The 22,488-nt window shown below is 58.2% G+C and carries 24 protein-coding genes and 1 pseudogene; 13 read left to right on the plus strand and 12 right to left on the minus strand.

Features of this window, described 5'->3' with window-relative positions; translation table 11 throughout:
- The first annotated feature begins 6 nt into the window (after positions 1-6).
- Complete coding sequence (locus tag AB4N91_RS14400) at positions 7-987, plus strand: AraC family transcriptional regulator (RefSeq protein ID WP_231990924.1); 981 nt, start codon at positions 7-9, stop codon at positions 985-987.
- A gap of 80 nt (positions 988-1,067) precedes the next feature.
- Here the strand turns inward: AB4N91_RS14400 and AB4N91_RS14405 are convergent, their stop codons facing one another.
- Both AB4N91_RS14405 and AB4N91_RS14410 read right to left on the minus strand, forming a co-directional pair.
- Positions 1,068-1,364 carry a hypothetical protein gene (locus AB4N91_RS14405; protein WP_010459396.1) on the minus strand — a complete coding sequence of 99 codons (297 nt, stop codon included), beginning with the start codon at positions 1,362-1,364 and terminating at the stop codon, positions 1,068-1,070.
- A 181-nt stretch (positions 1,365-1,545) separates the two neighbouring features.
- Positions 1,546-1,800 (minus strand): annotated as a pseudogene (locus AB4N91_RS14410) (malate:quinone oxidoreductase); the annotation flags it as partial.
- A gap of 126 nt (positions 1,801-1,926) precedes the next feature.
- On the opposite strand from AB4N91_RS14410, the gene AB4N91_RS14415 reads away from it, so the two are divergent.
- Genes AB4N91_RS14415 through AB4N91_RS14425 form a run of 3 tightly spaced genes read left to right on the plus strand, consistent with a single transcriptional unit; the run spans position 1,927 to position 3,800 of the window.
- Entirely contained in the window at positions 1,927-2,457 is a 531-nt protein-coding gene (locus AB4N91_RS14415; RefSeq protein WP_010459391.1) for a PAAR domain-containing protein, read from the plus strand.
- Positions 2,454-3,347 carry a glycine zipper family protein gene (locus AB4N91_RS14420; protein ID WP_224795517.1) on the plus strand — a complete coding sequence of 298 codons (894 nt, stop codon included), beginning with the start codon at positions 2,454-2,456 and terminating at the stop codon, positions 3,345-3,347. The genes AB4N91_RS14415 and AB4N91_RS14420 overlap by 4 nt, the downstream gene beginning before the upstream one ends.
- Before the next feature lie 9 nt (positions 3,348-3,356).
- Positions 3,357-3,800 (plus strand): hypothetical protein, encoded by a 444-nt coding sequence (locus AB4N91_RS14425; protein ID WP_460112597.1) that lies wholly within the window; start codon positions 3,357-3,359, stop codon positions 3,798-3,800.
- A gap of 346 nt (positions 3,801-4,146) precedes the next feature.
- Here AB4N91_RS14425 and mqo read toward each other — a convergent pair whose 3' ends face one another.
- The 3 genes from mqo to AB4N91_RS14440 all read right to left on the minus strand — a co-directional run bounded on the left by mqo (position 4,147) and on the right by AB4N91_RS14440 (position 7,487).
- A complete protein-coding gene (gene mqo / locus AB4N91_RS14430; RefSeq protein ID WP_083377015.1) occupies positions 4,147-5,799 on the minus strand; it encodes a malate dehydrogenase (quinone) in 1,653 nt (550 codons plus the stop codon).
- A gap of 317 nt (positions 5,800-6,116) precedes the next feature.
- Complete coding sequence (locus AB4N91_RS14435) at positions 6,117-6,827, minus strand: GNAT family N-acetyltransferase (protein WP_460112598.1); 711 nt, start codon at positions 6,825-6,827, stop codon at positions 6,117-6,119.
- 24 nt (positions 6,828-6,851) lie between these two features.
- Entirely contained in the window at positions 6,852-7,487 is a 636-nt protein-coding gene (locus tag AB4N91_RS14440) for a TetR/AcrR family transcriptional regulator (protein WP_460112599.1), read from the minus strand.
- A 162-nt stretch (positions 7,488-7,649) separates the two neighbouring features.
- Here AB4N91_RS14440 and AB4N91_RS14445 point away from each other — a divergent pair, with 162 nt between their 5' ends.
- The gene (locus AB4N91_RS14445; RefSeq protein WP_010459379.1) at positions 7,650-8,090 is read left to right on the plus strand and encodes a hotdog fold domain-containing protein; all 441 of its coding nucleotides are present in this window, start codon (positions 7,650-7,652) and stop codon (positions 8,088-8,090) included.
- A 105-nt stretch (positions 8,091-8,195) separates the two neighbouring features.
- On the opposite strand, the gene AB4N91_RS14450 is transcribed toward AB4N91_RS14445, so the two are convergent.
- Positions 8,196-9,323: a GGDEF domain-containing protein gene (locus tag AB4N91_RS14450; RefSeq protein ID WP_458368371.1), complete on the minus strand. Its 1,128-nt coding sequence runs from the start codon at positions 9,321-9,323 to the stop codon at positions 8,196-8,198.
- Positions 9,324-9,620: 297 nt separating this feature from the next.
- Between AB4N91_RS14450 and AB4N91_RS14455 the strand changes: the two genes are divergently transcribed.
- Positions 9,621-10,064: a hypothetical protein gene (locus AB4N91_RS14455; RefSeq protein WP_042932138.1), complete on the plus strand. Its 444-nt coding sequence runs from the start codon at positions 9,621-9,623 to the stop codon at positions 10,062-10,064.
- 13 nt (positions 10,065-10,077) lie between these two features.
- Here AB4N91_RS14455 and AB4N91_RS14460 read toward each other — a convergent pair whose 3' ends face one another.
- On the minus strand, positions 10,078-10,647 hold the full coding sequence (locus AB4N91_RS14460; RefSeq protein WP_460112600.1) for a YceI family protein: 570 nt from the start codon (positions 10,645-10,647) through the stop codon (positions 10,078-10,080).
- A gap of 179 nt (positions 10,648-10,826) precedes the next feature.
- On the opposite strand from AB4N91_RS14460, the gene AB4N91_RS14465 reads away from it, so the two are divergent.
- Positions 10,827-11,573 (plus strand): SDR family oxidoreductase, encoded by a 747-nt coding sequence (locus AB4N91_RS14465; protein WP_010459367.1) that lies wholly within the window; start codon positions 10,827-10,829, stop codon positions 11,571-11,573.
- Positions 11,574-11,612: 39 nt separating this feature from the next.
- On the opposite strand, the gene AB4N91_RS14470 is transcribed toward AB4N91_RS14465, so the two are convergent.
- From AB4N91_RS14470 to AB4N91_RS14490, 5 genes are all read right to left on the minus strand, one after another.
- Positions 11,613-12,104 (minus strand): DUF2269 family protein, encoded by a 492-nt coding sequence (locus tag AB4N91_RS14470; protein ID WP_460112602.1) that lies wholly within the window; start codon positions 12,102-12,104, stop codon positions 11,613-11,615.
- A 2-nt stretch (positions 12,105-12,106) separates the two neighbouring features.
- On the minus strand, positions 12,107-13,234 hold the full coding sequence (locus AB4N91_RS14475; protein WP_102593872.1) for a saccharopine dehydrogenase NADP-binding domain-containing protein: 1,128 nt from the start codon (positions 13,232-13,234) through the stop codon (positions 12,107-12,109).
- 270 nt (positions 13,235-13,504) lie between these two features.
- Complete coding sequence (locus tag AB4N91_RS14480) at positions 13,505-14,152, minus strand: hypothetical protein (RefSeq protein ID WP_460112603.1); 648 nt, start codon at positions 14,150-14,152, stop codon at positions 13,505-13,507.
- 562 nt (positions 14,153-14,714) lie between these two features.
- Positions 14,715-16,058, minus strand: coding sequence for a sensor histidine kinase (locus AB4N91_RS14485; RefSeq protein WP_010459360.1), 1,344 nt, complete (start codon positions 16,056-16,058; stop codon positions 14,715-14,717).
- The gene (locus tag AB4N91_RS14490; protein ID WP_010459359.1) at positions 16,055-16,714 is read right to left on the minus strand and encodes a response regulator transcription factor; all 660 of its coding nucleotides are present in this window, start codon (positions 16,712-16,714) and stop codon (positions 16,055-16,057) included. Before AB4N91_RS14490 ends, AB4N91_RS14485 begins: the two co-directional genes overlap by 4 nt.
- A 132-nt stretch (positions 16,715-16,846) precedes the next feature.
- On the opposite strand from AB4N91_RS14490, the gene AB4N91_RS14495 reads away from it, so the two are divergent.
- The 6 genes from AB4N91_RS14495 (at position 16,847) to AB4N91_RS14520 (ending at position 22,488) form a co-directional block, all read left to right on the plus strand.
- The gene (locus AB4N91_RS14495; protein WP_200668306.1) at positions 16,847-17,170 is read left to right on the plus strand and encodes a PepSY domain-containing protein; all 324 of its coding nucleotides are present in this window, start codon (positions 16,847-16,849) and stop codon (positions 17,168-17,170) included.
- Between the two features lie 92 nt (positions 17,171-17,262).
- Positions 17,263-17,733 (plus strand): DUF2271 domain-containing protein, encoded by a 471-nt coding sequence (locus tag AB4N91_RS14500; protein WP_010459354.1) that lies wholly within the window; start codon positions 17,263-17,265, stop codon positions 17,731-17,733.
- A 25-nt stretch (positions 17,734-17,758) separates the two neighbouring features.
- Complete coding sequence (locus AB4N91_RS14505) at positions 17,759-19,939, plus strand: PepSY domain-containing protein (protein ID WP_460112605.1); 2,181 nt, start codon at positions 17,759-17,761, stop codon at positions 19,937-19,939.
- Entirely contained in the window at positions 19,923-20,900 is a 978-nt protein-coding gene (locus tag AB4N91_RS14510) for an FAD:protein FMN transferase (protein WP_238706201.1), read from the plus strand. Before AB4N91_RS14505 ends, AB4N91_RS14510 begins: the two co-directional genes overlap by 17 nt.
- A 31-nt stretch (positions 20,901-20,931) precedes the next feature.
- Entirely contained in the window at positions 20,932-21,633 is a 702-nt protein-coding gene (locus AB4N91_RS14515; protein WP_460112606.1) for a VIT1/CCC1 transporter family protein, read from the plus strand.
- Positions 21,634-21,840: 207 nt separating this feature from the next.
- Entirely contained in the window at positions 21,841-22,488 is a 648-nt protein-coding gene (locus AB4N91_RS14520; protein WP_077749865.1) for a BON domain-containing protein, read from the plus strand.

Raw genomic sequence — 22,488 nt, forward strand, 5'->3', positions numbered from 1 at the left:
ATCGAAGTGCTCGATTCTTCACTAAGCTCGCTGGACGAAACAGCTCAAGAAACCCGGTTTTCTATCGTGATCATCCAAAATTCAGTTTCTGATCCCTTGTCCGAAGTCCTGGCGCTGTCAGGACTGCGTGCCGCCTGCTCCGTGCGATTGCAGGCAGGCGGCACTTGGGCATTACAGTTCCGGCCCATCGAATTGAAATTCAATGTCGTGCGACGAGGCGAGTGCTGGTTGCGCATGGACGGCATGGCGCCTTGTCATCTGAGGGCTGGCGACTGTTTTGTCGTTGCTCGTACGCCGTTCGTTCTGGCCAGCGGGCCGGATGTGGAGGCGATAAATGCCTCCGATGTGTTTTCCCATGCGGGGGCGTCGGCAATGTTCGGCGTGGGTGACGATGTCGAGTTGCTGGGCGGCAGCGTTTCACTTGTCGGTCCTGCGGCGATGGAGTTGCTCGATGCATTGCCGCCTGCACTCATCATCCGCGCCGGGTCCGGAGGCGCATCGTCGTTTGGCTGGCTGCTGGATGAACTGGATCGTGAGTGGCAATCGAATCAAGCTGGCGCGCATGCAATGTGCAACGATCTACTGCGGCTGATCTTCATTCACGTGCTTCGCCATCGCATCACCGCCGCCGACGCTACTGATTTGAATTGGCTGGGAGGACTTCGAGATCCGGTCATCGCCAAGGTGTTGCGTGCCATTCATGGCGCACCCGAAAAATCTTTGAGGCTGGCTGAAATGGCGGATATGGCTTGCATGTCCCGCTCTGGCTTTACTGCATTATTCAAGACGCGCGTGGGGCAGTCGCCCGGCGAATATGTCACGCGATGGCGCATGCAAGTGGCGGCGTCGAGGTTGCGCGATGGCACGGACAACGTCGCTACCGTTGCCGCTTCGCTGGGTTATCTGTCGGATGCTGCCTTTGGAGTCGCGTTCCGCCGTGTTCACGGAAAATCGCCCGGACAATATCGACGCGAAGCACTGCGATAACCGGGTATTGAGGTGGGCCAGGCTTGCTCGCAATTTGGCCTGAGGAAGCTAGGGCGTAACGCCCTAGCAGATCGCAGAGGTCACTTTTTCTTTTTCGCCGGCTTTTCTGCCTTGTCTGATTTCTTAGCCTTGTCTGGCTTGCTATCAGCTTTTTTTGCAGATTTCTTCGGTTCGGCATCTTTTTTCTTGTCTTTCTTTTCGGAAGATTTCGAAAGAGCCGAGGCCGCAGCTGATTTCTTTGCCTTCGATGACTTTTTGTCTTTCAAATCCTTGCTGGCGTTCGAAGCATCACCTTTGCTTTTCTTCTCGTCTTTAGCCACGTTGACCACCTCTCGGAAAATGCCGGTATTGGCACATTGCCTGTGCGATTCGTTCACAAGCTAATCATTAGGCGAGCGCGTCCAAAGGCGGTTCAAAATTTTTGATGCGTTGAGACAGGCTTTGGATGAAGCACCGAGATGTGAGCCCAGATGAATCTACCCCCTCGAAAACCACTCCCCACAAAAAAAGCCCACTGACCGTCTCCGATCAGTGGGCTTTCTCTGATTACGCTTCTACTTACAAAGCCATATCACTGGCAGCATTAGCCTTCGGCGCTTTCGCCTTATCAGCATCAGCCGGAGCAGCAGCCGGAGCCGCTACCTGACCAATCGCTGGCGGCGGAGTCAGTTGCAGCACCTTGGCGGTGTAAGCCCACTCCTGCGCAACCTTCTCAGGGCTGCCGTTCAGCTGAGTGCCATAGCTCGGCACGATCTGATGCAGCTTTTCCTGCCAGGCAGGCGAAGCCACCTTGTCCTTGAACACTTTCTGTAGGTGCCAGTCTTCGGCTTTGGCGTTCGGGAAGTATTGGTCGTGAATGGGCTAAAAAGGGTGGCCATGGTTGTCAGCGGATTCTTTGTGTAACAATCCTCCACTTCACATTTTACAAGGACGTTCAAAATGGCTGGAAAACCTGCTGCCCGAGTCACGGATCCCACAAGCTGTCCGCTACCCGGCCACGGAGTAAACCCCATCGCCGCTGGCTCTCCCGACGTATTCTTTGACGGGTTGGCTGCTGCTCGCCAAGACGACAAAAGTACGTGCGGCAGCCGCATTGTAGGAGAGGTCGCTTCTACCGTTCTTATAAACGGTAAACCCGCCGCAACGGTCGGCAGTGTTGGTGCCCACGGCAACAACGTGGTGAGTGGCTCCGGAACGGTGATCATTGGCAACGTCCACTCGCCTGCGGACTTCGTCCCGCCCTTACCTATGCCGTTGTGGTTGCAGCCATTCAATGAGCAGTTTCGTATTCTCGGGAGCGACGGCCAGCCTCTTGCCTATGTGCCGTATCACATCAAAGATGAAGCAGGCCGGGTTTACACCGGCTTTTCTGACGAGTCAGGACATACGCCACGAATCACAACCAAAAAACAGGAAACGCTGGAAATCACCACAGGTGTTGCCGCGCTCGAAAAGTGGGGCGATGCATGACTGAGTTTTCTTGTAAAGTCCCTACAAATCAACAGGCCGGGTCGGTTAGCAATGTGCCTGGCTATTCAATGCCTGCCAACATTCACTTGTTCGTTGTCGTCGATGAAATAGGTAAAGATGGCTTTCTAGTTCGCAAAATCTACTCCTCACCAGATAATCCTCACCTTGTCGCAAAGAACCTCCCCGCGTTTCAAATCAAGCACGAGGTATGGCCGGAAAAATTTGGCATGATACCTATAGACCCGAAATCCAACGCCACGGTAGCGGAGCACGTATTTAGCAGCAGAAAATATCCGTCCAGCTATCTATCTACCAGCTCTGAATTTCCAAACGGGTCGCCGCGATTCGAGGGCAAGACCGTTTACATTGATATAGAAAAAGCAAAAGCAGCAGGTGCAAAGCTTGTATCCACCGAAGAGATATTAAAGTCACTCGACGAATACAAAAAAGTCGCCCCAAAGAAAGTCGTCCAGATAGACCAAATCGCAGATTGGGTTAAGAATATAGACAAAGAAGTACTGGTCCAGGCTGAAAAAGTACCGGCCAAAGCAGTCTTTACCCCAAGTTCCTACAAAGCAACAAACATGTTGATTAAGGGAGCGAGAGTTGTAAGGGTTTTTGCCATCGGTTTTACCGCCTATGACTTGAAGTTGGCTACAGATGAGTCAATCAAGCAAAATAGCGTCAAACCGATCTCGGTCGAAGTAGTCAAGCAAGCTGGAGGTTGGGGGGCCGCAATCGCGGGAGGACGGATTGGCCTGGCGGTAGGTGCTGCTGTTGGTATAGAAACGGGCCCAGGAGCAATTGTCAGTGCTGCTGTTGGTGGAATTATCTTCGGTACGGCGGGTTATTTGGGTGCAACCTGGCTTACTGATTACGTACAAGACTGAGGTCTGGTGATGAGTTTTTTTAGTCGTTTCAAATCCTTCATGAAGCAAGAACCAGAAGAGCAAATTGCTGGATATTCCATTTCAGAGCTAAAAACCATTTTCGCTGATCCTTCAACAAGCGAAATTAGTCGGCTGCCCTACTACCCCAAAACATCATCTTTAGAAGGACTGGGTATTCCAGCCTTTTATTCTTCATTTTTAATTGAGCACGCAGACACTCATAAATTTCTGGCGTTCGTCGAAGCAAATTTTAAATACACATCTGAAAAAACATTTAATGAGCTACCTGCAAAGCACTATGTTAACGATGAAAAAAACGAGCAATTAGTATTTTTTACTTCCCACAAGGGAGTTCAACTCAACAACTGTTCGAATGGTTACGAACAGCATCGATTTCATGAATGTTATTTTGCGCGAGAATTTTGCCCCTCCTCCCCCATGGATAGCGTTTGAAGGGTACAACCCTTCCTGGTGGGGTGGAGAGATGCAAGGTGCTCAAGGGTACTACAACGACAATTACTTCATTCCCTTCCTCACTCAATTGAGTGACCTGGAAAGAATGAAGTATTACGCAAGATTTGGCGCTACAAACGAGTGGATAGAACGCTTGGAATTGATGTACCGCTCTGAATGAGCATGGCCTGAACGGGTCTGCTCCGCAGCCCACCGGGAGCAAGCTCCCTCGCCACAGAGGCGGTGTCAGTCTTGGATATTACGGGCCAGCAAGTGCTGAGTTTGAAGCACAAAAAAGCCCACTGACCGTCTCCGGTCAGTGGGCTTTCTCTGATTACGCTTCTACTTACAAAGCCATATCACTGGCAGCATTAGCCTTCGGCGCTTTCGCCTTATCAGCATCAGCCGGAGCAGCAGCCGGAGCCGCTACCTGACCAATCGCTGGCGGCGGCGTCAGTTGCAGCACCTTGGCGGTGTAAGCCCACTCCTGCGCAACCTTCTCAGGGCTGCCGTTCAGCTGAGTGCCATAGCTCGGCACGATCTGATGCAGCTTTTCCTGCCAGGCAGGCGAAGCCACCTTGTCCTTGAACACTTTCTGCAGCACGGTCAGCATGATCGGAGCAGCCGTCGAGGCGCCCGGCGATGCGCCCAGCAGGCCGGCAATGGTGCCGTCTTGCGATGCAACGATCTCGGTGCCCAGCTTCAGCACGCCACCCGCTGCTTCATCACGCTTGATGATTTGCACGCGTTGGCCGGCTTGCCACAGGCGCCAGTCTTCGGCTTTGGCGTTCGGGAAGTATTCTTTCAAGGCGTTGAGGCGGTCTTCGTCAGACAGCATCAGTTGGCCGGCGAGGTACTCGACCAGCGGGTATTCCTTGATGCCGACTTTGGTCATTGGCCACACGTTATGCGTGGTGGTGGTGGTCAGCAGGTCCAGGTACGAGCCTTCCTTCAGGAACTTGGTGCTGAAGGTCGCGAATGGGCCAAACAGAATGACGCGCTTGCCGTCCAGGACACGGGTGTCCAGGTGCGGAACCGACATTGGCGGTGCGCCAACGGAGGCTTTGCCGTAGGCCTTGGCCAGGTGTTGCTCGGCCAGGGTCGGGTTTTCGGTGACGAGGAACGAGCCGCCTACCGGGAAGCCTGCGTATTCCTTGGCTTCAGGAATACCGGACTTCTGCAGCAGGTGCAGTGCACCGCCGCCCGCGCCGATGAACACGAACTTGGCGTCGGTTTCGGACTGGGTGCCGTCTTTCAGGTTTTTGTAGCTGACGCGCCAGGTGCCGTCGTCGTTCTTGGTGATGTCTTGCACTTCGCTAGACAGTTTCAAGTCGAACTTCGGTGTGGTTTGCAGGTGCGCGACGAACTGGCGGGTGATTTCGCCAAAGTTGACGTCGGTGCCGATCGGGCTCCAGGTGGCCGCGATTTTCTGGTTCGGGTCGCGCCCTTCCATCATCAGCGGAACCCACTTCTTGATCACAGCCGGGTCTTCGGAGTACTGCATGCCGGCGAACAGCGGGCTCGCTTGCAGGGCTTCGTAGCGCTTCTTCAGGAACTTGATGTTGTCATCGCCCCACACAAAGCTCATGTGCGGCGTGGAGTTGATGAACGAACGCGGGTTTTTCAGCACGCCTTGCTGAACCTGCCAGGCCCAGAACTGACGGGAGATCTGAAACGCTTCGTTGATTTCAACGGCTTTCGGGATCTGTACGTTGCCCTTGTCGTCTTCCGGGGTGTAGTTCAACTCGGCCAGGGCGGAGTGACCGGTACCGGCGTTGTTCCAGCCGTTGGAGCTCTCCAGGGCGACGCCGTCGAGGCGCTCGATCATTTCCATCGAAGTGCCAGGTTCCAGCTCGTTGAGCCAGACACCCAGGGTCGCGCTCATGATGCCGCCGCCGATCAGCAGTACATCGACTTTCTTTGCCTCTGCCGCGTGAACGGACGTGATCCCCATCGACAAAGCCAGCCCCAGCAGGGCCGTGTTCATTTTCTTAAACATCTGTAGCACCTATGATAAAACGCCATCCGCCCTTCCATTCCCGCTCACGGCCCCTTGGTTCACGACATTCAGGCAGGACGTCGTGGGTGCTCGTACACAAGAATCGAAGGGTGGGCACACAAGGCCGACTGTCTGCATCGACCTCAATTTATATGTCCCTACTGAACTGACTTTTTATCATTATTGGCTTCAGCTACTTGAGCGACATTGATCCTGTCGGCACGTCTCAAGGACGGGCCAACTGAATAGGTCAAACCAAGTTGGCGCGCAGAATATCATGGCAGGACGACCACGCGCTCCCAAAAGGACTTATGAGTCTAGTCCAGACGGGGCTCGTTCGCCGCGTCCCGGCCCAAACGATTCAGCACAAACACCTTGGCGTTGTGGGTCATTTGGTCCAGATGCCGGTCGCGTTGCTTTTCGGCATCGACCATCGCGCGCTTTCCGTGTTTTTGCAGCAAGTAGTTATGTATCTGCCGAACCTCTAGAGAACTGTAGATAAATGTGACATCCAACAGTCCCATCAAGCCTTCGCTGCTGTGGTCGCGGGTGTTCATCAGCACCTGCGTGCCGCGCACACCCAGCACCTGAAAACCCATCGACTCGAACCACGGCACCTTGGCCACGGTGCAGGTCAGTTCGGCGTGGGGGTAGCGGCTGATCATGTCTTGCAGCATGGCCCGTGCGACGCCTCGGCGGCGATGACCCGAGTCAACGGCCATGTAGGCCACGCCGCAGGCTTCGGGATCGTCCTTGACCGGCAGGTACAGCAGAAAGCCGATGACCTTTTCAGGGTCTTCATCGTCGGTGGCGACGATCAACTCGACCGCAATGCCCTTGGACCCGCCGAGGGCTTCCAGGTATAGATGCACTTCGTAACCGACCGCGTACTGATACACGTTGTACAGCGGGTTGCTCGGCACGATGCCGACCATGCTGATGTCGGTCAGGTTGTCGACGACCATCTGCAGGATCTGGCTGTTGATGGGCTCCGGGCACGGGGCGTCGAAGTGGGTGAGTTCGGGCATTGAAATTCTGACTCCGGGATCGCTTTACTGGGTTTCGGCGGGGCTATTGTCACAGATTGATCGCCACGCCGCTTCTGCCAGCAATTCCCGGTAGGCCTTCGGACTGGCGACCACCCTCCCCGACAACCAGGCCCGGCAGTAACTGTCCGCCTGACCGATGATCAGCGACGGCAGCAATTCGGCCGGAAACGCGCGCAATTCATCGCGTCGGCCGGGCTCTGCCAGCCATTGGCCGAGTTTTTGGTTACGGGTTTTGTTGCGGGTGGCCAGTTCTTCCTTGAACGGCCCTTTGGTGACGGCAAATCGCGCGTGGTACTGGAAACGTGCCCACTCGGGCTGGCTGTCGACCCAATCGACGTAGCTGTGGACCAGCGCGTGCACGCCCTCTTCGGTGGTCTGTGCCTCGGCGAGGTAGCTGTCGCGAAGCAGTGCCTGGTCATCCAGCGCGGTGAAAAACAGCGCGGCCACCAGGCCTTCCTTGTTGCCGAAATGATGGTAGATCGCGCCGACGCTGGTATCGCATTCGGCGCGGATCATTTCGATGGTCGTGGCTTCGAGCCCTTGTTCGTTGAACAGGGCCAAGGCTTTTCTGAAGATGTCGCGCTTGAGTTCGGCTCTTCTGCCGGGGTAGCTGCGCTCGAGTAGATCTGCGGTTTCCATGCGGGATACAGGCCAGAAAATTCATGACAAGGCAGGCGGCTGCCGGTGAGAAAGCTGCGCTAGGTTGACAGATTTAATCGCAACAGAATACTGTTCCGTCACAGAACATTATTCTGTTACGGAACATCATTCTGTAAAACCATCCCTCAGCGAGGCTTCAAAATGAGTCAGTTTCTCAGCATGTTCAACAGCGCCGGCCCGGAAGCGTTCAGCAAAATGGCCTGCCAGGTGGCGCCCTACTTCAGCACCATCAAGCCGCTGATCTCGGCGTTGCGCCCCGGTCATGCCACGGTGCAGGTGCCGTTCAGCAAGGAGATCACCAACCACTTGGGCTCGGTTCATGCGATTGCGATGTGCAACGCCGCCGAACTGGCGGCAGGGACGATGACCGACGTGTCCATTCCCGCCGGTGCGCGCTGGATTCCGAAAGGGATGACGGTCGAGTATCTGGCCAAGGCCAAGAGCGATGTGACGGCGGTGGCCGATGGCGAGGCGGTGGATTGGCGGACGGAGGGCGACAAGATCGTGCCGGTGGATATTCATGATGCCGAAGGCAAGAAGGTGTTCACGGCGCGCATCACCATGAATGTGAAGCTCGCTTAAACGCCCGCCTGCCTGTAGCAGCCAGCGTCCGGCTGCTACAACAATTGCGCAACCCGCCAATCGCGTGAATGCTTTCAAGCAGGGCCGAAAAACCTTTCTATCTCCCTACTCCGAAACAGCTACCTGATTACGCCCACGCGCCTTGGCTCGATACAGCGCTTTATCCGCGTTATTCAGCAAACTTTGAAAATCGTTGTCGCCGATGTCCATCGCTGCCACACCGAGGCTGGCCGATATACGGTGAACCGGTCCGGTCATCAATCCACCGATCGACTGGATAAGTTGCTCGGCGATGTTAAGGGCGACTTCAATGGAAGTATCCGGGAGCAGGATCGCGAACTCTTCACCGCCGAGCCTGCCGAAGACATCCGTGTCGCGGAAGGACCGGTTGATGATCACGCCCATTTGCCGCAACACCTGATCTCCGACCTGATGACCGTAGGTGTCATTGATGTGCTTGAAGTGATCCATATCCAGCATCACCGCGCACAACGGTAAGCGGTTGTGTTGGCAGTCATGGAACAGTTGCTGGGCATGCTCGAAAAAAGCGCGGCGATTTTTCAGGCCGGTGAGTTCATCGGTCTGTGCGGCGTAAGTGGCAATGCGATGGGCGCGTTCCATTTCGCGGGTTAGCAGGAAGGCGGTTTCCAGGGCTTCGGCCAGTTTGCGTGTCGCGCTGGCCACGAATGAGGCGAACACAATCACGGCCAGCGCCATGCCGACCTGAATCGCTGACGATTGAAACAGCAGCCAGAGCGTACACGGCAACAACACAAGGCCAATCGACGCCAGCGTCATGTATCGATACGCCGAATAACACGACACCGCGCTGACCGACATGCCGACGGCAAAAAGCATGACCAGTGCCTGGGCCAACAGGTCGTTTGCCGGCATGACCGCAAATGCACCCGCCCCCCAGATACCGGCGGACAACACCAGCGTGAACCCGTATTTCTTCTCCCAGCGTTGGGGGGTGCGCTCACTGTCCGGGCAGCGAAACCAGGCCACGAACATCAGGAGGCGCAGCAACGACGACGCTGTCAGCAGCCCTATCCAGGTGAAAATGACGGAGTGATCAAAACGCTCCCAGCACAGCCCGCACAGCATGATCGCGGCCAGAAAACTGCCGAAAATCGCAGGGAATGACTGGTGGAAAAGCTGATGCAATCGATCACTGCGCACCTGCGCTGCGATGAAAGCATCCTGGTCGTGCCGAAATCCTGGGCCACCCATTTGATCCGCCTGATCATGATGCTGCGACAAAAAAAGCGATTGTGGCATCCTGCCACCTAGGCAAACAAACAATTACGACTCGTGGGTACCCGCACATACACGGCAATGCGCCCTTAAAGCCTCTGTGACAATCGTCAGAAAAGTAATAGCACAAAGTGAGCTATCCCTAGGCATCGAGCCAAATGACATTGCCCCGGCAACGTACAACGCGTTCGTCCTGCTACGCTTTTGAAGCCTCCCATGGAATCGGGCGATAGTGACTTATACGGATCCACTTGACTGTTGAGGTTGCGCAATGTGAGAGCCCAACTTATCAGCGCCGTCATTACCCTGACCATGATCGGAGTGACGACGTATGGGTTTATAGAATGGAACACTGGCGAACGCGCGCGCCGGGATGCAGTGTGCAAGGCAGCTCGACAGCACAAGGAAGAGGTGGAAATTCGAGCACGAGCGATGGCTGCCGGGCTGTCTGTCGATGCTTACGCCGAAGCCGAGAAAGCCGAAGTCGGCAAATTGGTCAGCTCCCTGGATACCGCGAAGAATGATGCCGAGGTTGAAGCCGTCATAGACGCACACGCTGCCGAGTTGCAGGCGCAGGACGCCGCCACCGACGCAGAGCTGAAAAACCAGGGGAGCCAGCAATTTCTCGAACAGAAGTTCAAGGAACAGCGGATCACCACGGACATCAAGCAGGAAATTGAACGGGCCGAGAAGGCCGTGGCGGATGCTTGCCGTTAGACCCCACTGACCGCTACCGCTGCGGCGCAACCATCCGAAACCGGATAATGATGTCGTCGGAAACAACCGTGTCGCCCCATTCACCCTCGCCGACCTTGAAGTCGCTACGCTTGAGCGTTAGCTGGCCATCGAAGATCCCGATGGCCCCCTCCTCTTTCAGGAGGACCGGAACGGTCACCTCACGGGTGACGCCTCTGAGCGTCAGTTTGCCGGTGATCGAATAGCGGTGGTCACCCAGCGCGTTCACGGTGGTCGATTCAAACGTCGCCTCGGGATACTTCTGCGTGTCGAACCAGGCGGGCCTTTGCAGTTCGGTGTTGGCGTCTTCGCTACCGGCATCGATGCTGTCGAGCTGGATGGTCAGCGCGGCACGGCCCTCCTCGGGGTTGTCCGTGTCGAAGTCGAGCGTGGCCTTGAACGTGTCAAACGTGCCGTACACCCGCGAGCTGAACTGGTTGTACGTAAAGGAGATCGTGCTGGCGGTTTCATTCACTTGCGTGTATTCGGCCGCTTCGGCACCTGGAGAAAAGCCGAAGGCAAGCGCAGCAGCCAGTACGGAAAACGACGGGAATCGAGAGTTCATGGGGCGCTCCAGTCGTGGCACACGCTGGCCAGACAGGTGGACTAAAGCAAAGAACCACCGTTTATTCCACCAGGCATTGAGACTTCCGACCTCCTGTCGGCAACGTGCACCAGCGCCCGATACGGCCACCTGCACAGGTGTTTAATGATTCAAGCACTCACCGCTTCGGGAGACAGGACATGAAAATCGTCGTCATCGGTGGCACCGGGCTGATCGGCAGCAAGCTCTGCCAGAACCTGCAGGATCTGGGGCATGAAGCCTTGGCGGCGTCGCCAAGCACCGGCGTCAATGTCATCAGCGGCGAGGGGCTGACGCAGGCGTTGAAAGGTGCGGACGTGGTGGTCGACGTGTCGAACTCGCCTTCGTTCGAGGACCACGCGGCGTTGCACTTCTTCGAAACCGCCGGGCACAACCTGATCGCGGCGGAGAAAATTGACGGCGTCAAACACCATGTTGCGCTGTCGGTGGTCGGCACCGAGCGGATGCTCGACAGCGGTTACTTCCGGGCGAAAATGGCCCAGGAAAAACTCATCAAGAAGTCGGGCATTCCCTACACCATTGTGCGGGCCACGCAGTTTTTCGAGTTTATCCATGCCATTGCTCACTCCGGGCGCGAGGAAGGCGACACCATTCACTTGACGTCCGCCGCGCTGCAGCCGGTAGCCTCGGCCGATGTGGCGGCGGCACTGACGGACATCGCGTTGAAAGCACCGATCAATCAGACCGTCGAAGTGGCCGGCCCTGAAAACCGCCCCCTCATCGAGTTCGCGAGCGACTATTTGAAGCACACCCGGGACCCGCGCCAGACCGTCGCGGACGACACGGTCCCTTACTTCGGTGCGCCGATCAATGACCAGTCGCTGACACCAGGTGCCAATCCCATTGTCGGCGCGACCCGGTTTCAGGAGTGGCTTGAGACCCACTAGGCGACAACGCCAGGTCAAATATGAGGCGTGGCCGTTGCGCTAGGCCACCGCCTCGATCAACTGCATCGGCGTCATCTTCGTGACCATCATCATCACGATCACAAACATCCCCGCAAAACCCATCACGCCCATCCAGAACCACTTCTGGTAGACCGACCGGTATTGCGCGTCGAGCCCCTCGCCCGTCTCCACCGCGCTCAACGCCATCCCGTGCAGCCGCTTCTGCAGCACCAACACCGGCAGCCACAATGACCCTACGCACAGGAAAATGATCAATGAGGTCAGAATCCATTCAGTGCTCATGGGCAGCCCGGACACTTTCATCAGCAGGTAACCGGAGACGATCTGAATGAAGCCTGCCGGGGTGGTAACCCAGGTGTCGAAGCGCACCACCATTCTGGCGACGTGCGCGATCACTTGCGGGTTGGCTGTGCGACTGGCCGCGATCAGATAGAGATAGGAGCCCATGCCGAACCCGAACAGGAAAATCGCGGCAATGACGTGCAGGTACTTCAGGCACAGATAGAGCATGCTCAGCCCTGCTCGTCAGAAAAGCGCACGGACAGCTGCAGATTGGCGGGGTCGTTGATCGCGGCCATGTACTCGTCGACGCTGATCTCGCCCACGCAGGGACGGGCGCCGGGTGCCGGCACGTAACCCGCGCCCCGTTTTGCTACCAGGGCGACAGCCGCGCAGCTCGGGATTTCAGGGCCCTTGTCATTGTGCGCCGTCAATTGCACGGTCATGGACAGCGGTTGCCCGTCAACGCCCTGCCCTTCGACGTCGATGTACATCGCACTCAAGCCATCACCGAATCGCTCAAACCACGTCCCCCAACGATGCAGCCTTGCCGCCCACGCCGCGGAGTCTCGCACCAGCCCGATTCTCAACGCCTCGGCGAGCACGTAGTTGACCACGCCACCGAGTTTCAGGCCCGAACCTGCCTTGAAACTCAAGGTATGGGCGCCGTAACGGGCCGCGAAGATATCCATGTCCGGCACATCGACATTGGACAGGACACGAGTCCCCAATTGCGGCATCTTGCGCAGGGTCAAATCCTGCCAGCCCGACACTTCGTGCACCTGGCCGTTCTTGAGCTGCTTGATTGGTTTGCCCGCATAGGCCAGCACCCCTTCGACTGTCGAGAGGCCGGGCATCTTGGCCGAGGAAGAAATGCCATGCGCGATCGAGTCGATGCGTTTGAAGCGATATCGATAGTGGTCGATGAGCGCCGACGACAGCGTCGGCACCGAACTGCACCCACTGAGAACGGCCACGCCGGCCTGTTTTGCGCTCGCGTCGAGCACATCAATGCCATTGACGAAGGTGCGGCAGTCAGCCAGATCGCAGTAGTTCACGCCCGCGTCGATGCAGCTTTGCGCGACGGCATAGGATTGCCCCTGAAACGGGCCCCCGGTGTGCACGACCCACTGGATGCCCATCGCGCTCAGCGCGGAGCCGAACGCACTGCCCATGGCATCACCGCACCAACTTTCACAGACACGGCCGGACTGGGTTTTCAGTTCATTGACCTGGCGCTGCAACTTGTGTGAGTTACGACCGGAGACCACCAGCTCTACGTCTGGCATCGCAACTAAATGCCTGCAAACGATGCTGCCGAAATTTCCGTAGCCACCGACCACCATCACCCTGAGTGTCATTCAACGCTTTCCTTAACCATTGGATCATGTAGCCAACCCGCCCGGGACCGGGCGCGGCAAAGCTTTACTGATATCGAACGGACAGGCAAGCCGCGAAGCACCGCTAGCCATAAGGGAGCATCCATTCACCGTACCCGCTTACAGTTACGCGCCAAGATGGCGGCAAAAAAAAAGCGACCTTCTCAGTGCAGGCCTATATTGCCTTGCACTAAGAAAGTCGCCACTGCCAGGCTTTAAAACAAGCCCGCCAGACTTACGCGCTGAACGGGCCTAGCACTGGCTCGCAACGGTCCGCGCTGAGAAAACGGCGTAGTCCTGTTGTTTGACTCGCTGAGTCAACACCAGCATGGTCAGGAAACCCAATGCGATCAGCACCGGATACGCCATCAACAGTTCGGAAAGCGAGTATTTCCAGGCCAACGGGCGACCGACGCCCAGCATGGCCGCGTACATCCACGACACCGCCGACAGCGAGCCGCAAAACAGCGCCAGCATCCGTGCGCTGAATCCGAGATCGAGCAAGGAGCCGGCCTTTTGCAAAGCGGGCAATACCAGGCGATGCAACAACATGCCGTTGTAGGTCAGCAACATGACAATAATAACTTTGGCTTGAAGTTTTGGGTTCATGAAGTAGTTCATACCTTTATCCAGGTAATCAATTCCCATGACAGCGATACCGGTTACCCATAACGCGATTAACGCAACCACCACCGACTTCTGCAGACTTTCCATGTGAGCATGATCATGCCCAGAGGACGTTTTCCGTTTCAATAAATCTTTAACCATTGCAATATCACTGGTCAACACCAGACCAATAGCCACGCAACACGACAATAAATGAACGTAAATAACGCCCAGCCGCAAAAATTCCATACATTCTTTGTTTTCCAACAGGCTCATAATTGTATTTATCGCCACGGTAAGTTCCCCACCTTATTCGATAGTACAGATCGGTTCTTCAACAGGGCATTTCGCTCTTCAAACCCTGTGCGATCTTACTTTTTATAAGATATGCCAAATCGTCGACCTGACACTGCTTAGCCCATTGAATTACCTGGCAATTCAATGACCGGCTTAGTTATTACCTCCTGAATTTCAGATAAAAAAATCCCCATTTGCATTCACTGCACATGAGGTTTTTTTCCACTTCTTTTTTACGACAGCAATAACACGTCATGGTGACATGCTGAAGTATCAGAGGGCGCAGAGGCTAGAATGTTCATTTTTTGAGCAGACTACCGACAAACGGTTATTTCAGTCAAAGCAACTCACCCCGACGGTAAATCGGCAACTTCCCGGAAAGCCGCATGATAACTGGCCCGCGTAAATTAGATGGGCGCCAGATACTTCCATTGGATCCATTAGTTGTTGCATTACTTACGATAAGTGCCTGAGAGAGCCGCGCTCATTTACTGTCCTCACCGCTGAAACAGTCGGACTTTTTAACGCAAGCGGATTTACGACAATGACCCGGCCGTTATCAGTCTCCGATCACCGTCGCGAGCGGTAACCAGACGCACACTTCAAAACCCTCTTGTCGACCGGTTGCAGGAGAGACCAATTTCATACTCGCGTTGACCCCTTGGACAATGGTTTTGGCGATCGCCAGCCCTAATCCAGAACCGCTTATTTCACTGTGACCTCGCACAAAACGCTCGGTCAGGTGCTGTAACACCGATGCCGGCACCGCCGGGCCGCCATTGACTACCCGCAGTTGGGCCTGTTCGGTGAGGCTGACTTCGATCGGCTGGTCGGTGGCGCCGTACTTCAGCGCGTTCTCGATCAGGTTGCGCAACAAGATGCCAAAGGCATCCGGGTCGATGTTCGAGTACACGCTGGCCTGCCCTGGCAAATGCAATTCAATGCGCTGGCCGCTGCGCTGGTTCCACTCATCAACGCCATGGGCCAGCAACGGAATCAGGTCCTGAGGCGTTTCGGACAACAGCCCCCCGCCCTCGGCCTTGGCCAATTGCATGAGCTTTTCCGAAAGCCGCGCCAGCTCACGCAAGGCGTTTTCGATCTTCGCCGCCCGCACCCGCAACGGACCTTCGGGCGCCTCGTGGTGTAAGCGCTGGATCTGCGCCAGGGTCGCGGCCAGTGGCGTGCGCAGTTCATGGGCGCTGTTGGCGGTAAAACTGCGCTCGGCCTCCAGGGCCTTGCGCAAGCGCTCCAGCAGGTGATTGACCGCCTCGGCCAACGGATCGATTTCTGCGGGCAGGCGGGCCACCTTGATCGGCGACAGATCCCCCACCCCACGCGCCTCGACCGCCCGACGATACGCCAACACACTGCGCAGGCTGATCCGCACGAACAACCAGGTGCCCAACAGGCTGACGGGAATCAGCGCCAACAGCGGCAACAACAAGGCAAACAAAGCCTCCCGCGCGGCTTCACGGCGATGACCCAGCGGCTCGGCGATCTCAATGAACAGCGTCTCGCGTAACGCACTGGCGCCATACAAACGGTACTTTTCAGAGGTGGAAAATCCCTCGGTCGGCCGCTTACTGAAGATCTTCGGGTTGGCGTCGTGGGACTGCATCAGGATTTTGCCGCTGGCATCGCGCACCAGGTATGTCAGGTATTCGTTGTGCATTTTCAACGTCGCAACGTGCTGCGCTTCACGGGGTTCCTCCCGGTTGCTGATTTCCAGCACGGCCAGCGGCAAGATCCGTTGCGCGGTCTCTTCCAGCGCACTGTCGAACGCTTCGTTCAACTCATGTTGCACCACCAGCCAGGCGCCGACAGTCGCGCCCAGCCACAGTAAGGTCATGCCCAGGGTCAGCCCCAGGCCGAGGCGTTTTTGCAGGCTCGAAGAAGACTTCATGCGGCCGCCAACCGGTAGCCCATGCCGCGCACGGTTTCAATCAGATCGCGCCCCAGTTTTTTACGCAGACGGCTGATGTACACCTCGATGGTATTGCTCTCGATTTCGGCACCGAAGGCATACAGCCGCTCTTCGAGCTGCGACTTGGACAACAACGCGCTGGGGCGCTGCACGAACGCTTCGAACAGCGCCCATTCCCGGGCCGTCAGGTCCACGGTGGTGCCGGCACGCTGCACGGTGCGGGCGCTCATGTCGACCTGCACATCACCAAGTCTGATCTGCGGATTGGGGTTGCCGCTGTAACGGCGGGCCACCGCCGCCACACGGGCCGAGAGTTCAAACAGGTCGAACGGTTTGACCAGGTAATCGTCGGCCCCGGCATTGAGGCCGGCGATGCGATCGGAAATCTGATCCTGGGCCGTCAGGATAATCACCGGGGTCACGTCCCCCGCCGAGCGCTGCTGACGCAAGAAATCCAGCCCGCGACCGTCCGGCAGCATCAAGTCCAGCAGAATCAGGTCGTAAGGCGTGGTGCGCACGCTGTTGCGCGCATGGTCCAGGCGCTGCACCCAATCGACGGCGTGACCGTCATCGGCGATCTGTTCGCGCACCGCTTCCCCCAGCCCTGGGGCGTCCTCGACCAATAAAACCCGCATCTGGCACCTCCTGTGGTGGTTGTCGTGCCGCACCTTAATCGCCTTACCTGACGTGAATCTGAAGATTCAGCTGGTTGTCAGGAATGCACCTTAGGGTATGCCACAGACGCCGACCTCGGCAGGAGACAGATCATGAAATCAGGTTTTATTGCCCATGCCGCGCTGTTGAGTCTGCTGCTTAGCGGTTTCGCCATGGCCGACGACGACTGCAGCGACCCGGTGAGCGACTGGCAACCCCGCGAGACTTTGCGACAGCAGGTCGAGCGGCAATACGGCTGGAGCGTGCAACGCATCAAGGTCGACGACGGTTGTTACGAACTCAAGGGGTTGGACCGCAAGGGCAACACCATCGAAGCCAGCTACTCACCGGCCTCGCTGCGCCTGCGCACGCTCGAGATCCATTTCCGCGACGACGGCGATGCCAGGGATTATCTCGGCAGCCCGCTCACCGAATGACGCCTCACCCGTCGATGAGTTTTTCCTGCGATTCAGGTTGCTGTCAGCAAGCAGGTCCAGGCTCTCGACCTAACGATCACAAGGACACCCTCATGAAAAAGATCATCGCAGCCACCTGTCTCGCCGGCGCCATTGCCCTGCCGGGGTTGGCCCAGGCCCGGGAAGTAACCCTGACCACCCAGCTCAAGGACTACAGCGGCAATGATGCCTACCTGGCGATCTACGTGACCGACGCCAACGGCCAATACCAGAAAACCCTGTGGGTGGCCGGCAAGAAGGCCAAGTACTACAAACACCTGGGCGACTGGGCCCGTGGCAGCGGGATGAACCCGAGCGAGTTTGACGGCGTCAGCGGCGCCAGTGTCGGCAGTGGGCGCACGCTCAAAGTCAGCGTCGAACTGGCAGACACCCTGATCGATGCCGGGTATCAGATCCGCATCGACAGTGCCGTCGAGGACAAACGTGACGCCCGCGCCGATGTCAGCGTGCCCCTGACGTCCAAGGGCGCAGGCCAGCCGGCGACCGGCAGCACCTATGTCGAGTCCTTTACTTACGATTTGTAGCACCTGCCCTTTCTGGAGGCTGAACATGCTTCGCCAGTCCCATTCCCTGTCCGGCCTGATCGCCGCCCTGTTGGTCATGCTGTTAGCCATCAGCGGCGCGATCCTGTCGGTCGACCCGGCCCTGGAACGCTTGCACAGCACCCCCACCGCGGCCGGGCAACTCACCGTCGGTCAATTGGCCGGGCGTGTGGCCAATCACTTTCCGGGCGTGGAGCAGATCCAGCGAACAGCGTCCGGAACGGTCATCGTCTACTACAACCAGAACGGTCAGGCCGGGGCTGAAACGATCGACCCACTGACTGGCGAAGGCCTCGCGCCTTATGCGCCCTCCGGGTTCACGCGTTGGGTGAAAGAGCTGCACCGCTCGATGTTCCTTGGCACACCGGGCCATGGGGTGTCGGGTGTCGGCGCGTTGTTCATGCTGATGCTGTCAGTGTCCGGCGCGCTGTTGCTGGCCCGACGCCTGGGTGGCTGGCGCAACCTGCTGCGGCCACTGCGCGGCACGTTCAACCAACGCTGGCATGCTGAAGTCGGACGAATGGCCTTGCTCGGGCTGCTGCTGTCGGCCTTGAGCGGGCTGTATATGTCCGCCACCACCTTCGGCTTTATCGCCGACGGCAGTCAGAATGAACCCGCCTTCCCCGCCCACGTCAGTGCCGGGCCGGCCTTGCCGGTGGCGAGCCTGCAAGCCTTGCAGGCCACCGACCTGAATGACCTGCGCGAGCTGGTCTACCCCAGTCCCGGCAACCCGAAGGACGTGTTTTCCCTGCGCACGGCCCAGGGCGACGGCTACGTGGATCAGGCCAGCGGCGCCTTGTTGTCCTACCAGGCCCATGACTCGATGCACAACCTCTACGAATTGATCTATCAGCTGCACACCGGTGAAGGCCTGTGGTGGCTGGGCCTGCCGCTTGGGCTCTGCGCCCTCTGTGTGCCGTTGATGAGCGTCACCGGCCTCCTGTTGTGGTGGCGCCGGCGCAAGGCGAGCCCGAACATCCGCCACAACAGCCCTGCCCACTCTGCCGACAGCGTGATTCTGGTGGGCAGTGAAAACAACAGCACCTGGGGCTTTGCCAAGACCTTGCATGACGCCTTGCACCTGACCGGACACCGAGTGCATAGCGCGGCGATGAATCAATACGCCAACGACTACCGCAGCGCCCAACGCGTGATCATCCTCACCGCGACCCACGGTGACGGCGACGCGCCAGCCTCGGCTTCGCAGTTCATGGCGCGGCTGGCCAAAACCGGCCTCAAGCCCGGCCTGCCCTTTGCCGTGCTGGGCTTTGGTGACCGCCAGTTTGCGCAGTTCTGTCAGTTCGCCCATCAGGTGCAGGACGCGATGTTACAGGCCGGAGGCTCGCCGTTACTGGGGCTGGAAACCGTCAACCGCCAATCCTCTCAGGAATTTGCACGTTGGGGCCACGCGCTGGGCGACGTGCTCAAACATGACCTGACACTGGTCCATGCCCCGCAGCGGCCACAGACCCGTCCATTGCTGCTGACAGAGCGCATCGTCTATGGCGAACAGGTGAACGCACCGACCCACGTCTTGCGCTTCAAGGCACCCGGTGCGCTGCCGGACTTCCTGGCCGGTGACCTGGTCGGGATTGTGCCTCCGGGCAGTCCGATCCCCCGTTTCTACTCGCTGGCCAGCGGTTCGCAGGACGGCGTGCTGGAAATCTGCGTGCGCAAACACAACGGTGGCGTGTGCTCGGAATTCCTTCATGGCCTGGACATCGGAGCATCGATCGAAGCGTTTATCCAGCCCAACCCGCAATTTCGCCCGGCGTCGGGCACGCACCCGGTGATCCTGATCGGTGCCGGTACCGGCATCGGTCCATTGGCCGGTTTTATCCGCAACAACACGGCCCACCACCCGATGCACTTGTATTGGGGCGGGCGCAACCCGGCCTCGGACTTCCTCTACGAGCCGCAACTCAAGCAGTACCTGGCCGACCGGCGCCTGACGGCATTGCGCGCCGCCTTTTCTCAGGTTCAGGACCGCTGCTACGTGCAAGACCGGCTGATCGGCGATGCCCAGGCCCTGCGTCGACTGATTGAAAAAGGCGCCCAGGTGCTGGTGTGTGGCAGTCGCGAAATGGCCAAAGGCGTGATGCACGCCCTCGATGAGGTGTTGGCACCTCTCAACCTGACGGTGCTGACCCTCAAGGCACAAGGACGCTACCGTGAAGACGTCTACTGAGTTGCAGCGCTACAGCCTGAACGGCGAAACCATGGGCAGCCGCTACACCGCCCTGTTCTATGCCGGGGCCGGAATCGATACCGACGAAGTGGGTCGTCACTTGGCGTGCGCGGTGGCCCGGGTGGACCAGCAAATGTCCACCTGGAAACCCGACTCGGACCTCAACCGCCTCAATGCCGCCCCCGAGCAGCAATGGATTTCGGTGCCCCAGGAACTGGCAACGGTGCTGTCAGCGGCACTGCGTGTCAGTCAGCAATCCGGCGGCGCCTTCGACATTGCCGTCGGTGATCTGGTGAATGCCTGGGGGTTCGGCCCCGCAGACCCGACCGTTACAGAACAGACACTCGCGACGATGCCGCCGCGCACCCGGCTGTCAGCCAGCGCCGCGTTGGTGGTCGACCCGTTACGCAATCAGGTGCGCAAACGCGCGCCGCTGCACCTTGATTTGAATGGCATCGCCAAGGGGTTTGGCGTCGATGAGTTGGCCCGTTGCCTGGATGGTTTTGGCATCACCCGCTACCTGGTCGGCATCGATGGCGAGATGCGCGCCCGGGGCGTCAAACCCGACGGCCAGTGCTGGACCGTGGCGGTGGAAAAGCCTGACCGGGGCGTGCGTGAAGTCATGGGTGTGATGGAACTTGGCGACGCCGCGATCGCGACCTCCGGGGACTACCGACAGTGGGTCGACGTGGCCGGTCAAGCCTATGCTCATACCATGAACCCGGCCACCGGCGCGCCGCTGTGCAACCCGCTCGCCGCCGTCACCGTGGTGGCTGCTTCGTGCATGCTCGCCGATGCCTGGGCCACGGCGCTGATGGTGCTGGGTGAAACCGAAGGGCCACGCCTGGCACAGGAACGCGGGATGGACGCGCTGTTCGTGCTGCGCGACGGCCAACAATTCAAGGAAATATCCATTGTCGGCGGCCAGTTGCAGGCGCAGATTGAAACCCGCCCGATGTGAACCGCCCAATGACAGTGAGTCGCGCTCAACCATGAAATTCATGCACAGACACACCGAATCCCACCGCAGTGATCGTATCGGCTGGCTGCGCGCCGCCGTCCTGGGGGCCAACGACGGGATTGTCTCCACCGCCAGCCTGCTGATCGGCGTCGCCGCCGCCAACGCCAGCCACGCCACGTTGCTGGTCACGGGCATGGCGGGACTGATGGCCGGCGCCATGTACATGGCGGCAGGCGAGTACATCTCCGTACACTCCCAGGCGGATACCGAGCGTGCCGATTTGTCCCGCGAACGGGCCGAGCTGGCCAGTGACCCGAAAGCCGAACACATCGAGCTCGCCAACATCTACATGCACCGTGGCGTATCACCCGAACTGGCGCATCAGGTGGCCGATCAATTGATGGCCCATGATGCGTTGGGTTCGCACGCCCGGGACGAACTGGGTATCAGCGCCACCCTTACCGCCAAACCCTTGCAGGCCGCCCTGGCCTCCGCTGCCAGCTTTGTGGTGGGTGCCGCCCTGCCCCTGGCGGTGACGTTTGTGGCGCCGGAGCACAGCGTAGTGCCCTGGATATCGGGCATGTCATTGGTGTTTCTCGGGACGCTGGGCGCCATTGCCGCCAGGGCCGGCGGCGCCAAGGTCATCACCGGGGCATGGCGGGTGACCTTCTGGGGGGCGCTGGCCATGGCGGTTACGGCACTGGTGGGGCACTTGTTTGGCGCTGTGGTCTAGCGCGCGTCCCTCCCGCAAAAACAAAGGGCGTCCCTTGATGAAAAGGACGCCCCGACACCATCGCTCGTCAGATTGGCATTCTGACACCACGGGCCTGTTGCCCCATTGTTGATATAGCTCAATGACGCTCTGTCGTTCAGGCGTAGAAAAGACTGACCGGGCGCTCACGGTCCGTCCTGTCTCACGCACTTCACAGAGGACTTCATCATGAACGACTTGAGTCTGCGTAATGCCATCCTGGATGAACTGGAATTCCAGCCTGAAATCAATGCTGCGAACATTGGCGTGGCCGTGGACGATGGTGTGGTGACCCTCACCGGTCACGTTTCCACCTACGCCCAGAAAATCGACGCAGAACGCGCGGTCAAAAGCCTCAAAGGGGTACGCGCGGTCGCCGAAGAAATTCAGATCCGCCCCGAGAAAGGCGCCGGCACGGCAGATGACACCATTGCCAGTCGCGCGTTGAAAATCATCAATTGGAGTTCCGACGTGCCCGAAGGCGACATCAAAGTCGTCGTGCAACATGGGTGGGTCACCCTGGAAGGCCAAGTGGACTGGCAATACCAAAAAGAAACCGCGGAACGGGCCGTGCGCAAATTGTCCGGCGTGCTGGGCATCGACAATCAGCTCGCCCTTCGTCCCCGGGTCGACGCCGGTAATATCCAGCGCAGCATCGAAGCGGCACTCAAGCGCAATGCCGAAGTAGAAGCCGAGGGGATACACGTCAAGGTCCAGGGCGATGTGGTGATACTCGAAGGCCGGGTCCATTTATGGCGCCAGCGTCAGGTTGCAGAACGGGCGGCCTGGTCAGTACCCGGTGTAAAAGAGGTGATCGATCACATACTGCTCGCCTGA

The sequence above is a fragment of the Pseudomonas sp. H3_D04 genome, from assembly GCF_054669175.1.

What these genes read in the sequence shown, in the direction of transcription:
- AB4N91_RS14415 (WP_010459391.1), top strand. Translation starts at nt 1,927, where the DNA reads ATGGCTGGAAAACCTGCTGCCCGAGTCACGGATCCCACAAGCTGTCCG.
- AB4N91_RS14420 (WP_224795517.1), top strand. Translation starts at nt 2,454, where the DNA reads ATGACTGAGTTTTCTTGTAAAGTCCCTACAAATCAACAGGCCGGGTCG.
- AB4N91_RS14425 (WP_460112597.1), top strand. Translation starts at nt 3,357, where the DNA reads ATGAGTTTTTTTAGTCGTTTCAAATCCTTCATGAAGCAAGAACCAGAA.
- mqo (WP_083377015.1), bottom strand. Translation starts at nt 5,799, where the DNA reads ATGTTTAAGAAAATGAACACGGCCCTGCTGGGGCTGGCTTTGTCGATG.
- AB4N91_RS14435 (WP_460112598.1), bottom strand. Translation starts at nt 6,827, where the DNA reads ATGCCCGAACTCACCCACTTCGACGCCCCGTGCCCGGAGCCCATCAAC.
- AB4N91_RS14440 (WP_460112599.1), bottom strand. Translation starts at nt 7,487, where the DNA reads ATGGAAACCGCAGATCTACTCGAGCGCAGCTACCCCGGCAGAAGAGCC.
- AB4N91_RS14445 (WP_010459379.1), top strand. Translation starts at nt 7,650, where the DNA reads ATGAGTCAGTTTCTCAGCATGTTCAACAGCGCCGGCCCGGAAGCGTTC.
- AB4N91_RS14450 (WP_458368371.1), bottom strand. Translation starts at nt 9,323, where the DNA reads ATGGGTGGCCCAGGATTTCGGCACGACCAGGATGCTTTCATCGCAGCG.
- AB4N91_RS14460 (WP_460112600.1), bottom strand. Translation starts at nt 10,647, where the DNA reads ATGAACTCTCGATTCCCGTCGTTTTCCGTACTGGCTGCTGCGCTTGCC.
- AB4N91_RS14465 (WP_010459367.1), top strand. Translation starts at nt 10,827, where the DNA reads ATGAAAATCGTCGTCATCGGTGGCACCGGGCTGATCGGCAGCAAGCTC.
- AB4N91_RS14470 (WP_460112602.1), bottom strand. Translation starts at nt 12,104, where the DNA reads ATGCTCTATCTGTGCCTGAAGTACCTGCACGTCATTGCCGCGATTTTC.
- AB4N91_RS14475 (WP_102593872.1), bottom strand. Translation starts at nt 13,234, where the DNA reads ATGACACTCAGGGTGATGGTGGTCGGTGGCTACGGAAATTTCGGCAGC.
- AB4N91_RS14485 (WP_010459360.1), bottom strand. Translation starts at nt 16,058, where the DNA reads ATGAAGTCTTCTTCGAGCCTGCAAAAACGCCTCGGCCTGGGGCTGACC.
- AB4N91_RS14490 (WP_010459359.1), bottom strand. Translation starts at nt 16,714, where the DNA reads ATGCGGGTTTTATTGGTCGAGGACGCCCCAGGGCTGGGGGAAGCGGTG.
- AB4N91_RS14495 (WP_200668306.1), top strand. Translation starts at nt 16,847, where the DNA reads ATGAAATCAGGTTTTATTGCCCATGCCGCGCTGTTGAGTCTGCTGCTT.
- AB4N91_RS14500 (WP_010459354.1), top strand. Translation starts at nt 17,263, where the DNA reads ATGAAAAAGATCATCGCAGCCACCTGTCTCGCCGGCGCCATTGCCCTG.
- AB4N91_RS14505 (WP_460112605.1), top strand. Translation starts at nt 17,759, where the DNA reads ATGCTTCGCCAGTCCCATTCCCTGTCCGGCCTGATCGCCGCCCTGTTG.
- AB4N91_RS14515 (WP_460112606.1), top strand. Translation starts at nt 20,932, where the DNA reads ATGAAATTCATGCACAGACACACCGAATCCCACCGCAGTGATCGTATC.
- AB4N91_RS14520 (WP_077749865.1), top strand. Translation starts at nt 21,841, where the DNA reads ATGAACGACTTGAGTCTGCGTAATGCCATCCTGGATGAACTGGAATTC.